The sequence below is a fragment of the Bradyrhizobium sp. 44 genome (genome assembly GCF_023073095.1).
Classification (GTDB): domain Bacteria; phylum Pseudomonadota; class Alphaproteobacteria; order Rhizobiales; family Xanthobacteraceae; genus Bradyrhizobium.
Genome location: NZ_JADPIY010000014.1, coordinates 659,652 through 672,246, shown reverse-complemented (window position 1 = coordinate 672,246; position 12,595 = coordinate 659,652). Strand labels below are relative to the sequence as shown.

The window sequence follows — 12,595 nt, the reverse complement described above, 5'->3', positions numbered from 1 at the left end:
GCATGATCGGAGAAGGCGGCGATCCCGCCGCCTTCTCCACCCTTTTCTGCCGGGGTCTTTCACAGTGCCAGCCAATTTGTCCGCCCGCCTCTGTTCGCTCCTGCTCTCGTTGTTCCTGATCGCGTTCGCACTGCCGGCCTTGGCTGGTCCGTTCGAGGATGCGGTCGCCAAATTCGCCAACGACGATTATTCCGACACGGAAGAGGCGATCGGCGTGGTCGCGAGCAGCGGCAATACGCTGGCCTTTCCGATCATCAGCGCGCTCCAGGACGGCCGGCTGATGGCCGATCCGGACAGCAAGAAGGTGTACGTCACCGGCGCCGACGGCAAGTCGATCGATGCCGCGACCGGTCAGGCCGTGGCCAGCGTGCCCGACAGTGCAAGCGCGGTCCGCCTCAACAACCGCCTGCGCCGCAGCGTCGATGCCGCGATCGGCAGTCTGACGCTGCAGTCACCCGACATCGGAGCGCGGCTCCAGGCGGCGCAATCCGTCTTCAAGTCGCATGAGGAGACGTCGCTCGAAGCCGTCGACGGCGCGCTCGCCAAGGAAACCAACCGATCCGTCAAGGCTGCGCTGGGCGACGCCCGCGCGGCGATCCTGTTGTTCAAGCCCGATGCCACCGAGGTCGAGAAGCTCGAAGCCGTTGCCACCATCAAGGCGCGCGGCGACCAGGAGGCGATGGCGCTGCTCACCGGCATGGGCGACCAGCCGGCCTCGGTGACCAAGGCTGCCGCGAGCGCAATCGGCTCGATCCAGAGTTCGCTCGCGGTCTGGTCGATGGTGCAGAATGCCTGGTACGGCCTCTCGCTCGGTTCGGTGCTGCTGCTTGCCGCGATCGGGCTTGCCATCACGTTCGGCGTGATGGGCGTCATCAACATGGCCCATGGCGAGATGGTGATGATCGGGGCCTACACCACCTTCGTGGTGCAGGAGGTGATCCGCACCCGCTATCCCGGCCTGTTCGACTATTCGCTGCTGATCGCGGTACCGCTCGCCTTCCTGGTGGCGGGCGCGCTCGGCGTCGTGATCGAGCGCAGCATCATCCGGTTTCTCTATGGCCGTCCGCTGGAGACGCTGCTGGCGACGTGGGGCCTGTCGCTGGTGCTGCAGCAGGCCGTGCGCACCATGTTCGGCCCGACCAACCGCGAGGTCGGCAACCCCTCCTGGATGAGCGGCGCGTTCGAGCTCGGCCAGATCACGATTACCTATAACCGGCTCTGGATTCTTGTCTTCACGCTCGCGGTGTTCGTTATTCTGCTCGCGATGCTGCGCTACACCGCACTCGGGCTCGAGATGCGCGCGGTCACGCAGAACCGCCGCATGGCGGCTTCGATGGGCATCGCGACCTCGCGTGTCGATGCGCTGACCTTCGGCCTCGGCTCGGGCATTGCCGGCATCGCCGGCGTGGCGCTGTCTCAGATCGACAATGTCAGCCCCAATCTCGGCCAGAGCTACATCATCGACAGCTTCATGGTCGTGGTGTTCGGCGGCGTCGGCAATCTCTGGGGCACGCTGGTCGGCGCCTTCACGCTCGGCATCGCCAACAAATTCCTGGAGCCGGTCGCCGGCGCCGTGCTCGGCAAGATCGCCATCCTCGTTCTCATCATCCTGTTCATTCAAAAGCGGCCGCGCGGTCTGTTCGCGCTCAAGGGCCGTGCGGTGGAAGCATGACCCCTCACATGCTGACGCGATCGCTGGACCGCGGCGCGACGATCTTCCTTGCCGTCGTCGTGGCCTGCGGCATCCTCATCCCGCTCTCCAACCTGCTGCTGCCCGCGGGCTCGTTCCTGCAGGTGCCGACCTATCTGGTCGCGCTCTGGGGCAAATATGTCTGCTACGCCATCCTGGCGCTCTCGATCGACCTGATTTGGGGCTATTGCGGCATCCTTTCGCTCGGCCACGGCGCCTTCTTCGCGCTCGGCGGCTACGCGATGGGCATGTACCTGATGCGGCAGATCGGCAGCCGCGGCGTCTACGGCAACCCGATCCTGCCGGACTTCATGGTGTTCCTGAACTATTCGAAGCTGCCCTGGTACTGGTACGGCTTCGACATGTTCTGGTTTGCCGCGCTGATGGTGCTGATCGTGCCGGGGCTGCTCGCCTTTTGCTTCGGCTGGCTCGCCTTCCGCTCCCGCGTCACGGGGGTGTATCTGTCGATCATCACGCAGGCGATGACCTATGCACTGCTGCTCGCCTTCTTCCGCAACGATTTCGGTTTCGGCGGCAACAACGGCATGACCGACTTCAAGGACATTCTGGGCTTCAACGTGCAGGCCGAGGGCACGCGTGCTGCGCTGTTCGCGCTGAGCTGCCTGGCGCTGATCGCCGGCTTCCTGATCTGCCGCGCCATCGTCTCGTCCAAGCTCGGCAAAGTACTGATCGCCGTGCGCGATGCGGAATCGCGCACGCGCTTCCTCGGCTATCGAGTCGAATCCTACAAGCTGTTCGTGTTCACGGTGTCGGCCTGCATGGCCGGCGTCGCCGGCGCGCTCTATGTGCCGCAGGTCGGCATCATCAACCCAAGCGAATTCGCGCCGGGCAATTCGATCGAGGCAGTGATCTGGGTCGCGGTCGGCGGCCGCGGTACGCTGGTCGGCGCTGCGCTTGGCGCCGTCGTCGTCAACTACGCAAAGACGTTCTTCACCTCCGGCATGCTCGCGCCTTACTGGCTGTTCATGCTGGGCGCCATGTTCATCCTGGTGACGCTGCTGCTGCCCAAGGGCATCGTCGGCACGTTCAACGCATGGTGGGACTCGTCGAAGGAAAGGCGCGACGCCGCGACCAATGCGAGCGCCGCGGCCGAAGACGGCGTCACCGAACCTAAAATGGCGGAGGAAGCGCAATGAACGTCATGGACACCCGCGCCACCTCCGCAATGCTTTATCTCGACGGCGTGCACGTCTCGTTCGACGGCTTCCACGCCATCAACAACCTCTCGCTGACGCTCGAGCCCGGCGAGATGCGTGCCATCATCGGCCCGAACGGCGCCGGCAAGACCACAATGATGGACATCATCACCGGCAAGACCAAGCCTGACGAAGGCACCGTGCTGTTCGACGGCGTCACCGATCTGACGCGGCTGGACGAAACCCGTATCGCCGAGCTCGGCATCGGCCGCAAATTCCAGAAGCCGACCGTGTTCGAGAGCCAGACCGTGCAGGACAACCTGCTGCTCGCGCTCAATGTCGACCACAGCGTCAAGGGTACGCTGTTCTGGCGCGGCAGCCGGGCGGAATCCGAGCAGATCGACAAGGTGCTGGAGACGATCCGCCTCACCGATGCCCGCGCCCGTCTCGCCGGCAGCCTCAGCCACGGCCAGAAGCAGTGGCTCGAGATCGGCATGCTGCTCGCACAGGATCCGAAACTGCTTCTCGTCGACGAACCCGTCGCCGGCATGACCGACGTCGAGACGCATCTCACCGCCGAGCTGCTCAAGCAAATCAACAAGACCCACACCGTGATGGTGGTCGAGCACGACATGACGTTCGTGCGCGAGCTCGGCGTCAAGGTCACCTGCCTGCACGAGGGGACCGTGCTCGCGGAAGGCACCATCGACCAGGTCTCGTCCAACGAGCGGGTCATCGAAGTCTATCTGGGGCGGTGAGCGATGCTTGAGGTCAAGGACATCAACCTGTTCTACGGCGCGGCGCAGGCGCTGCGCGGCGTGTCGATCGCGGCCGAACCCGGCAAGGTCACTTGCGTGCTCGGGCGCAACGGCGTCGGCAAGACCTCGCTCCTGCGCGCGATGGTCGGGCAGTACCCGATTTCCTCGGGCGCGATCGTGCTCGACGGCAACGATATCACGGGTCTGAAGCCCTATGAGCGCGCGCGCAAGGGCATCGGCTTCGTGCCGCAGGGGCGCGAGATATTTCCGCTTCTGACGGTCGAGGAAAATCTCAAGACCGGCTTCGGCCCGCTCAGGCGCGAGGACAAGCACATTCCGGACGACGTGTACTCGCTGTTCCCGGTGCTGCAATCCATGCTCGGCCGGCGCGGTGGCGATCTCTCCGGCGGCCAGCAGCAACAGCTCGCAATCGGGCGCGCGCTGGTGATGCGGCCAAAGCTGCTGCTGCTCGACGAGCCGACCGAGGGCATCCAGCCCTCGATCATCAAGGACATCGGCCGTGCCATCTCGTACCTGCGCAATCTCGGCAACATCGCCATCGTGCTGGTCGAACAATATCTCGACTTTGCCTGCGAACTCGGCGACAGTTTTGCGGTGATGGATCGCGGCGCGGTGAAGTTCACCTGCGACCGCTCCAATCTCGACGCGAGCGAAATCAGCCGCCAGATGGCGCTGTAGGCCATTCTGCCGCGACCGGCTGGGGAGGCGGATGCGCAGCGACGTTTTAGCGACATCTTCGGTGTTCGACGCCAACCGTGCCCGCGGCGCGGTGCGCTTCGACGTCCACGCGCGTGACGGTGTGACACGTCGCGGGATCTTGCATGAGTCCGGCTCCCTGCGCGTGCGCTTCCCTTCGCCGGAGGACGAGGGTCTCTCCGGTGTGTTCGTCAACACGGCCGGCGGCGTTGCGGGCGGCGATCGTTTCGACATCGAAATCGCGGCCGCAGATAGCTCGAAGCTGACGCTGACGACGGCAGCCGCGGAAAAGGTCTACCGCGCGCCAGGGCGGGCGGCGGAGCTCAATATAGCGCTGAAGGTTGCCGCGGGCGCCCATCTTGGCTGGCTGCCGCAGGAGACGATCCTGTTCGACCGGGCGCGCGTGCGGCGCCGCTTCGACATCGACCTCGATGCGACTGCCTCGCTTCTGCTGTGCGAGATCGTGGTGTTCGGCCGTACCGCCATGGGCGAACGAATGGAGCAAGGCGAGTTCGTCGACCACTGGCGGCTGCGTCGCGGCGGCAAGCTAGTGTTCGCCGAGACCGTCAGGCTCGACGGCAATATCGGCGCAAAGCTTGCGCGATCGGCGGTGGCCAAGGGCGGCGCTGCGATCGGCACGGCGCTGATCGTGCCCGGCGACGAGGCCCTGATCGAGCGTCTCCGCGAGGCCTCGGAATCCTTCGCCGGCGAGGTCGGGATATCCGCCTGGAATGGCTTTGCAATGGCACGGTTCTGTGCCCAAGATGCGGCGCGGCTGCGCGCGGACATGATGGCCGTATTGGCGCGCACCGGTGCGGCGCTGCCGCGGCTCTGGCTCAATTGATCGGCCGAAAGTGTTGAACGGAAGAGATTTCGCATGAACCTGTCTCCCCGCGAAAAGGACAAGCTTCTGATCTCGATGGCGGCGATCGTGGCCCGCCGCCGGCTGGATCGCGGCGTCAAGCTCAACCATCCGGAGGCGATCGCGCTCATCTCCGATTTCATCCTCGAGGGCGCGCGCGATGGCCGCACCGTCGCCGAGCTGATGCAGGCGGGCGCGCAGGTCCTCACCCGCGAGCAGGTGATGCCGGGAATCCCAGAGATGATCCATGACATCCAGGTCGAGGCGACCTTTCCGGACGGGACCAAGCTCGTCACCGTGCACGAGCCGATCAGGTAGGAGAGAAGCATGATCCCCGGCGAACTCTTCATCCAGGACGGCGAGATCGAGCTCAATGCCGGCCGCAAAACCGTGACGCTGACGGTCGCCAACACCGGCGACCGCCCGATCCAGGTCGGCTCGCACTACCATTTCTTCGAGACCAACCCGGCGCTGAAGTTCGATCGCAAGAAAGCCCGCGGCATGCGCCTCGACATCGCCGCCGGCACCGCCGTTCGCTTCGAGCCGGGCCAGACCCGCGACGTTCAGCTCGTCGCGGTGGCCGGTAAGAAGACCATCTACGGCTTCCGCGGCGACGTGATGGGGAAGCTGTGAAATCCACAGGAACGAGCGTGGCGCGCCACGGTTGAGGCGAAAACGGAGGACTTTGCCATGCTGTCACCTGTCCGCCTCATCTCCGAAGCCGCCGAACTCGCCGCGCGCCGCCACAACGGCATGGCGCGCAAGGGCCGCGGTCATGAGCCTTACATCAACCACCTCGCCGAGGTCGCGAACCTGCTTGCGACCGCGACCGACGGCACCGACGCCGAACTCGTTGCCGCCGGCTGGCTGCATGATGCGATCGAGGACACCGACACCACGCGCGAGGAGCTCGCGCAAAAATTCTCCGACCGTGTCGCGTCGCTTGTCGAGGAATGCACCGACGACATGAGTCTGCCGAAGCCGGAGCGGCGGCGGCGTCAGGTGCTCGACGCACCGAAAAAATCGGCTGGCGCCAGGCTGATCAAGATCGCCGACAAGATCAGCAATATCGGCGCGCGGGTGCATTCGGATCCGACGGCCGCGGAACGTGACGACCTCGTCGATTACACCGACTGGGCCGAGCAGGTTGTCGCCGGTTGCCGCGGCGGTAACTCCTGGCTCGATACGACATTCGACGACACGGTGCTCACAGCGAGGACCTCGCTGTGAGCACGGATCCAAAATTCAAACGCAAACGGGGCTTGTGATGTCCGTCAAAATAAAGCGTCCCGTTTATGCCGACATGTTCGGCCCGACCACCGGCGACAAGGTGCGGCTGGCCGACACCGACCTCATCATCGAGGTCGAGAAGGATTTCACCACCTACGGCGAGGAAGTGAAGTTCGGCGGCGGGAAGGTGATCCGCGACGGCATGGGCCAGTCGCAGGTCACCAACAAGCAGGGCGCGGCGGACACCGTCATCACCAATGCGCTGATCGTCGATCACTGGGGCATCGTGAAGGCCGACGTCGCGATCAAGGACGGCATGATCGCTGGCATCGGCAAGGCCGGCAATCCCGACATCCAGCCCGGTGTCACCATCATCATCGGCCCCGGCACCGACGTGATCGCGGGTGAAGGCAAGATCCTCACCGCCGGCGGCTTCGACAGCCACATCCATTTCATCTGCCCGCAGCAGATCGAGCACGCGCTGATGTCGGGCGTCACCTCGATGCTAGGGGGCGGCACCGGCCCCTCGCATGGCACGTTCGCCACCACTTGCACGCCGGGGCCTTGGCACATGGGGCGGATGATCCAGTCGTTCGACGCCTTCCCGGTCAATCTCGGCGTCTCCGGCAAGGGCAACGCCTCGCGGCCCGCGGCGCTGGTCGAGATGATCAAGGCCGGCGCCTGTGCGCTGAAGCTGCACGAGGACTGGGGCACGACGCCGGCCGCGATCGACACCTGCCTGTCGGTCGCCGACGACTACGACATCCAGGTGATGATCCACACCGATACGCTGAACGAATCCGGCTTCGTCGAGGATACCATCAAGGCGTTCAAAGGCCGCACCATCCACGCCTTCCACACCGAGGGCGCCGGCGGCGGTCACGCCCCTGATATCATCAAGGTCGCGGGGCTGAAGAACGTGCTGCCGTCTTCGACCAACCCGACGCGGCCCTTCACGCGCAATACCATCGACGAGCATCTGGACATGCTGATGGTGTGCCACCACCTCGATCCCTCGATCGCGGAAGATCTGGCGTTTGCCGAAAGCCGCATCCGCAAGGAGACCATCGCGGCCGAGGACATCCTGCATGATCTCGGCGCGCTCTCCATGATCTCCTCGGACTCCCAGGCCATGGGCCGCCTCGGCGAGGTCATCATCCGGACTTGGCAGACCGCCGACAAGATGAAGAAGCAGCGCGGCTCGTTGCCGCAGGACAAGGGCAAGGACAACGACAATTTCCGGGTCAAGCGCTACATCGCCAAATACACGATCAATCCCGCGATCGCCCACGGCGTTTCGAAGCTGATCGGCTCGGTGGAGAAGGGCAAGCTCGCCGATCTCGTGCTGTGGTCGCCGGCCTTCTTCGGCGTCAAGCCGGATTGCGTCGTCAAGGGCGGCATGATCGTCGCGGCTCCCATGGGCGATCCCAACGCCTCGATCCCGACCCCGCAGCCGGTGCATTACCAGCCGATGTTCGGCGCGTTCGGCAAGGCGCGCACTGCGTCTTCTGTGGTGTTCACCTCGAAGGCCGCGATCACCGGTGGCGTCGCGCGCAAGCTCGGCATCGACAAGAAGCTCTATGCAGTCCAGAACACCCGCGGCAGGATCTCGAAGAAGAGCATGATTCACAACGACGCCACGCCCAATATCGAGGTCGATCCGGAGACCTATGAGGTCCGTGCCGACGGCGAGCTTTTGACCTGCGCCCCCGCCGAGGTGCTGCCGATGGCGCAACGATATTTCATGTACTGAAATAGCGCCTCAACGCATGTCCCAGGAATATGTCTTGGTCGCATATCGGAGACAGCTTTTCCGGTTTTGCGTTCGATCCCGCCTGGTCTAAGGTCCCGCCCGGTATCTGAAGCCCAGAAGAAAAGCCGGGAGGATTTCTCGTGATCTATGTCGTCGCCACCTTGACCATCAAGCCTGAAACGCGCGCCGAGTTCATTGCAGCCGCCACTGCCTGCATCAAGGAGACGCGAAAAGAGCCCGGCAATATCGCCTATGATCTGCATGAGAGCGTCACCGATCCCGCCAAGATGGTGTTCGTCGAGCAGTGGGAGAATGCCGAGGCGCTGGTGCCGCATCGCGCCATGGAGCACATGAAGACCTTCGGCCGCGTCGCGGTGAAGTGTTTTACGGCGCCGCCGAAGATTGAAGTGATCACGCCCGAGAAGGTCGAGACACGGTAACGGGGTAAAAGCGCATGATCCGGGCGACGCAGGTCAGGGGACAACACCGCTTCGCGGAAGCGCCGGCGGATACGGTCGTGCTCGATTTCGACGATCGACACCGCCGCCGCATGGCGATGACGGGGACGCGGGGGCTCGAGTTCCTGCTCGACCTGGAGAATGCCGTCGCGCTGCGCGGCGGCGATGCGCTGGTGCTGGAGGACGGCCGGCTGGTCGAGGTGGTCGCCGCGCCCGAGCCGCTGCTCGAGATCCGCGGCCACGATCCGCACCACCTTATTCGCGTCGGCTGGCATCTCGGCAATCGTCATCTGCCGACGCAGATCATGGCCAAGGGCCTGCGCATCCGCCGCGACCACGTCATCGAAGCCATGGTGAAGGGCCTCGGTGCGCGCGTGATCGAGATCGAGGCGCCGTTCGATCCCGAGGGCGGCGCCTATGCCGATGCCGGTCATGCGCATGGACACGACGACCATGCGCATCACCATCATGGCCACGATGATCATCATGATCATCACCATGATCATGCCGCACATGGCGACGGTCACGATCACCATCACCACGACGAGCATTGCGATCACCCCGATCATCACCACGGCCACAAGCATGCTCATGACCACAAATGAGCCGGTCGCGGCCCGCGACCTCGCGGAGCGCGAGGCGGCGGCGCTGTACCGGTTGATGACCTGGCTGTCGCCCGCGTTTCCCGTCGGGGGCTTTTCCTACTCCAGCGGCATCGAATGGGCGGTCGAGGCCGGCGACATCACCGACACCGCGTCGCTGGCGGACTGGCTCGATGCGATGCTTCGCGACGGCTCGGGCTTCTGCGATGCGACGTTTCTGGTCCACGCCTATCGCGCCACTGAAGCGGGCGAGGGCGACACCTTGAGCGATATCGCCGATATCGCCGATATCGCCGAGCTCGCCGCGGCGTTCGTGTCCTCGCGCGAGCGGCAGCTGGAGACGACATCGCAGGGCCGTGCCTTCATCGATATCGCCCGCGCCGCGTGGGATGCCGACGGGCTGGATGCCATGGTTGCGGCATGCCGGACGCCACTGGTCTATCCCGTTGCCGTTGGCGTGGTCGCCGCGATGCACGGCGTGCCGCTGGCGCCGACGCTGCACGCCTTCCTTCATGCGCTGGTCTCGAACTGGATCTCCGCGGCCAGCCGGCTCATTCCGCTCGGCCAGACCGACAGCCAGCGCGTGCTGGTGAGGCTGGAAGCCGCGGTTGCCGCGACGGCGAATCGTGCGCTGAATGCGACGCTGGACGATCTCGGCGGCGCGACATTTCGCGCCGACCTCGCCAGCCTGCGGCACGAGACACAATATACGCGGCTGTTCAGATCTTGATTGCGGGCAGTACACTCCGCAGCCGCCAGGACGACGATAGGAAAGAAGCAATGGCGAAATCTCACGGCCCCTTGCGTGTCGGCATCGGCGGTCCGGTCGGATCGGGCAAGACCGCGCTGATGGACCTGCTCTGCAAGACCATGCGCGAGCGCTACGACATCGCCGCGATCACCAACGACATCTATACCAAATGGGATGCGGAATTCCTCGTGCGCTCGGGCTCGCTGACGCCGGATCGCATTGCCGGGGTCGAGACCGGCGGCTGCCCGCACACCGCGATCCGCGAGGACGCCTCGATGAATCTCGCCGCGGTGGCGGATATGCGCGCCAAGTTTCCCGGGCTCGATCTCGTGCTGATCGAATCCGGCGGTGATAACCTCGCTGCCACTTTTTCCCCTGAGCTTGCCGATCTCACCATTTACGTCATCGACGTGGCGGCCGGCGACAAGATCCCGTCCAAGGGCGGCCCCGGCATCACCCGGTCCGACCTCCTTGTGATCAACAAGATCGACTTGGCGCCCTATGTCGGCGCCTCCTTGGAAAAGATGGAGACGGACGCCAGGCGCATGCGCGGCGAGCGACCGTTCGTCATGACCAACCTGAAGAAGAGCCAGGGGCTGGACCGCATCATCGGCTTCATCGAGGCCAAAGGCGGCTTGAAACGGGCCAGCTGACCGGCGCGACCACCTGGCGCAGGCGTTTTCCCCCGATAACGGCATGGGCAGAGCCGTGTCCGCGGAACAAATTTCGGTCACGGCAATTGATTACCTCCGGTGCCCGGAGCAAATCCATCCCGGCCCGACCATCGGCCGGGCGGCTTTAAGCTTCTCAGGCGACCCAAGTTGCGTATCGATGCCTCCTCCTCCATTATCTCGGCCATTGGGGTTCACCCTGTTTCGGCACGTGCCCGTTCGAGCGGCGTCCATATGCTCCGTGTTTATTGCCGACCTCCTGCTTTCGCCTGAGTAGTCGCGTGGTCAGGCTGGGTTTCATCATCGGCTTCATTGCTCTTCTCGGAGCCCTGCTCTCCGGGCTTGCGGCTTATCGCGTCCACGACCAGGAGCTGGCGCTGGACCGGATCGCGCTTGCGCGCGCGATCGACGTCCATGCGAGCCTGGTCCAGGACCGGCTCACCGAGCGTGAACTGCTCGCGCGGGTTGCCTCCGGCCTGTTCCGGGCACCGTCGGTGCTCAAGCCAAACATGCTCGAGCCGCTGCGCTCGGCCATCTACGCCTTCAAGACCGATTTCGTGGTGGCGGGCTGGGTGGCCCGCCTGAAGCCGAACGAGCTTGCCGCAGCGCAGGCCGCCATCGCGAGCGCCGGCTTCCCCAATCCGCGAATCCGCACCTATGACGACAAGCCGATCGATCCGGCAGGTGTCACCCAGCCGATCGACGTGCTGCTGGATCTCGAGCCGCGCAGCAACGAGACCAAGGGGCTGCCTGGCCGCAGTTACGACCAGGACCAGGTGCGCAGCGCCATGCTGACGCGCGCCAGAGTGGAGAAGAGATCGGTTGCCTCAGAACCGGTTGCCCTCCTGCGCGGCGACGGGCCCATCGGCATCATTGTGGCCGCTCCCGTCATCCCCGAGGGCGCAACGGAGCCGGCGGGCTTCATCACATTTTCCTACGAGCTCTCTTCCCTGATGCTGACCAACGACGACATGTCGTTGTTCGCGGTCGCGCTGAAGGATCCGCGCCTGGAGGGTGGCGAGCTGGTCGCCAACGATCAAGGCGTCGTCTCCGGCCGAACGACGGCGGCCGATGGGCCCGCGCCGTCGGCGACGCGCACGGTGAGCTTCGGTGGCCGCGACTGGCAGCTCGGCTATTACGCCAAGACCAATTCGGCGCGCCGCGCCGAACAGACCGCGATCATCGTGGCGGCGATCGGCTTTGCGATCACCGCGATGGTGTGCGGCCTGTTCGGCTATGTCGCCTACAACAATTTGCGGCTCAGCCGGGAAATCCAGGTCAGAATCGGCTTCGAACGCCGGCTGACCGCTGTCATCGACGAGCTCAACCACCGGGTCAAAAACATCCTGGCAGTGATCCAGTCGATCGTGACCCGCACGCTGCGCCATGGCTCCGACATCGATGTCGCGCGCGAGCTCCTGATCGGCCGCATCCACGCCATGTCCAACGTCGTCTCGCTGCTCAGCGAGAGCCAGTGGCAGGGTGTCAAGCTGAAGGGCCTGTTCGAGGCGCGCGCGATCCCGCATGCCGACCGCATCGCCGTTACCGGTCCTGATATCGCAGTCAGCGCGCGCGCGGCGCAGAGCCTCTCGCTGCTGTTCTTCGAGCTCGCCTCACACTCCGACGAAGGCCTGTCGCTGGTCGGCAAGCATCCGCACATCACGGCCAATTGGACGGTGACGAATGAGGGCGCCGGCGAGGTCTTCTATTTCCGCTGGGAGGAGTTCAACACCAGCGAAGCGACGCGCCGCCCCGATTCCGATTTCGGCCTGATCCTGCTCGACCGCGTCGCGCCCGAGGCGCTCGGCGGCACCGCCAAGCGCTATTTCACCGACGTCTCCTATGTCTATGAGCTGACCGCGCCGATGGAGACGGTCGAGGACATGACCGAGCGCGACCGCACCGACAAGCTGTCGGCACCGATCCGGCCCGCGCGGTGATTCCAG

General features: G+C 64.7%; 14 protein-coding genes. All 14 read left to right on the top strand.

The window, feature by feature from the left end:
• The first annotated feature begins 64 nt into the window (after window positions 1–64).
• The 14 genes from urtB (at window position 65) to IVB41_RS14010 (ending at window position 12,589) form a co-directional block, all read left to right on the top strand.
• A complete protein-coding gene (gene urtB / locus IVB41_RS14075; protein WP_027570209.1) occupies window positions 65–1,672 on the top strand; it encodes an urea ABC transporter permease subunit UrtB in 1,608 nt (535 codons plus the stop codon).
• Window positions 1,669–2,847 carry an urea ABC transporter permease subunit UrtC gene (gene urtC / locus IVB41_RS14070; protein WP_247431963.1) on the top strand — a complete coding sequence of 393 codons (1,179 nt, stop codon included), beginning with the start codon at window positions 1,669–1,671 and terminating at the stop codon, window positions 2,845–2,847. Before urtB ends, urtC begins: the two co-directional genes overlap by 4 nt.
• Window positions 2,844–3,605 carry an urea ABC transporter ATP-binding protein UrtD gene (gene urtD / locus IVB41_RS14065; RefSeq protein WP_247359503.1) on the top strand — a complete coding sequence of 254 codons (762 nt, stop codon included), beginning with the start codon at window positions 2,844–2,846 and terminating at the stop codon, window positions 3,603–3,605. Before urtC ends, urtD begins: the two co-directional genes overlap by 4 nt.
• Window positions 3,606–3,608: 3 nt before the next feature.
• The gene (urtE, locus tag IVB41_RS14060) at window positions 3,609–4,304 is read left to right on the top strand and encodes an urea ABC transporter ATP-binding subunit UrtE (RefSeq protein WP_007599806.1); all 696 of its coding nucleotides are present in this window, start codon (window positions 3,609–3,611) and stop codon (window positions 4,302–4,304) included.
• A gap of 31 nt (window positions 4,305–4,335) precedes the next feature.
• Window positions 4,336–5,166, top strand: a complete 831-nt coding sequence (locus IVB41_RS14055) for an urease accessory protein UreD (protein WP_247431958.1) — start codon at window positions 4,336–4,338, stop codon at window positions 5,164–5,166.
• Between the two features lie 33 nt (window positions 5,167–5,199).
• Entirely contained in the window at window positions 5,200–5,502 is a 303-nt protein-coding gene (locus tag IVB41_RS14050) for an urease subunit gamma (protein ID WP_027570212.1), read from the top strand.
• A 9-nt stretch (window positions 5,503–5,511) separates the two neighbouring features.
• Window positions 5,512–5,817: an urease subunit beta gene (locus tag IVB41_RS14045; protein WP_007599812.1), complete on the top strand. Its 306-nt coding sequence runs from the start codon at window positions 5,512–5,514 to the stop codon at window positions 5,815–5,817.
• A gap of 57 nt (window positions 5,818–5,874) precedes the next feature.
• Complete coding sequence (locus tag IVB41_RS14040) at window positions 5,875–6,414, top strand: HD domain-containing protein (RefSeq protein WP_247359505.1); 540 nt, start codon at window positions 5,875–5,877, stop codon at window positions 6,412–6,414.
• A gap of 37 nt (window positions 6,415–6,451) precedes the next feature.
• Window positions 6,452–8,167 carry an urease subunit alpha gene (gene ureC / locus IVB41_RS14035; protein ID WP_247431955.1) on the top strand — a complete coding sequence of 572 codons (1,716 nt, stop codon included), beginning with the start codon at window positions 6,452–6,454 and terminating at the stop codon, window positions 8,165–8,167.
• 140 nt (window positions 8,168–8,307) lie between these two features.
• Window positions 8,308–8,607, top strand: coding sequence for a putative quinol monooxygenase (locus IVB41_RS14030; RefSeq protein WP_007599815.1), 300 nt, complete (start codon window positions 8,308–8,310; stop codon window positions 8,605–8,607).
• A gap of 14 nt (window positions 8,608–8,621) precedes the next feature.
• Window positions 8,622–9,230 carry an urease accessory protein UreE gene (locus tag IVB41_RS14025; protein ID WP_247431952.1) on the top strand — a complete coding sequence of 203 codons (609 nt, stop codon included), beginning with the start codon at window positions 8,622–8,624 and terminating at the stop codon, window positions 9,228–9,230.
• Window positions 9,211–9,957, top strand: coding sequence for an urease accessory protein UreF (locus tag IVB41_RS14020; RefSeq protein WP_247432865.1), 747 nt, complete (start codon window positions 9,211–9,213; stop codon window positions 9,955–9,957). Before IVB41_RS14025 ends, IVB41_RS14020 begins: the two co-directional genes overlap by 20 nt.
• Before the next feature lie 50 nt (window positions 9,958–10,007).
• A complete protein-coding gene (ureG, locus tag IVB41_RS14015) occupies window positions 10,008–10,631 on the top strand; it encodes an urease accessory protein UreG (RefSeq protein ID WP_247431949.1) in 624 nt (207 codons plus the stop codon).
• 299 nt (window positions 10,632–10,930) lie between these two features.
• Window positions 10,931–12,589 carry an HWE histidine kinase domain-containing protein gene (locus tag IVB41_RS14010; RefSeq protein WP_027570218.1) on the top strand — a complete coding sequence of 553 codons (1,659 nt, stop codon included), beginning with the start codon at window positions 10,931–10,933 and terminating at the stop codon, window positions 12,587–12,589.
• Window positions 12,590–12,595 lie beyond the last annotated feature (6 nt).

Coding starts and splice junctions, on each gene's coding strand:
- urtC (WP_247431963.1), top strand. CDS start 1,669: ATGACCCCTCACATGCTGACGCGATCGCTGGACCGCGGCGCGACGATC.
- urtD (WP_247359503.1), top strand. CDS start 2,844: ATGAACGTCATGGACACCCGCGCCACCTCCGCAATGCTTTATCTCGAC.
- urtE (WP_007599806.1), top strand. CDS start 3,609: ATGCTTGAGGTCAAGGACATCAACCTGTTCTACGGCGCGGCGCAGGCG.
- IVB41_RS14055 (WP_247431958.1), top strand. CDS start 4,336: ATGCGCAGCGACGTTTTAGCGACATCTTCGGTGTTCGACGCCAACCGT.
- IVB41_RS14050 (WP_027570212.1), top strand. CDS start 5,200: ATGAACCTGTCTCCCCGCGAAAAGGACAAGCTTCTGATCTCGATGGCG.
- IVB41_RS14045 (WP_007599812.1), top strand. CDS start 5,512: ATGATCCCCGGCGAACTCTTCATCCAGGACGGCGAGATCGAGCTCAAT.
- IVB41_RS14040 (WP_247359505.1), top strand. CDS start 5,875: ATGCTGTCACCTGTCCGCCTCATCTCCGAAGCCGCCGAACTCGCCGCG.
- ureC (WP_247431955.1), top strand. CDS start 6,452: ATGTCCGTCAAAATAAAGCGTCCCGTTTATGCCGACATGTTCGGCCCG.
- IVB41_RS14025 (WP_247431952.1), top strand. CDS start 8,622: ATGATCCGGGCGACGCAGGTCAGGGGACAACACCGCTTCGCGGAAGCG.
- IVB41_RS14020 (WP_247432865.1), top strand. CDS start 9,211: ATGCTCATGACCACAAATGAGCCGGTCGCGGCCCGCGACCTCGCGGAG.
- ureG (WP_247431949.1), top strand. CDS start 10,008: ATGGCGAAATCTCACGGCCCCTTGCGTGTCGGCATCGGCGGTCCGGTC.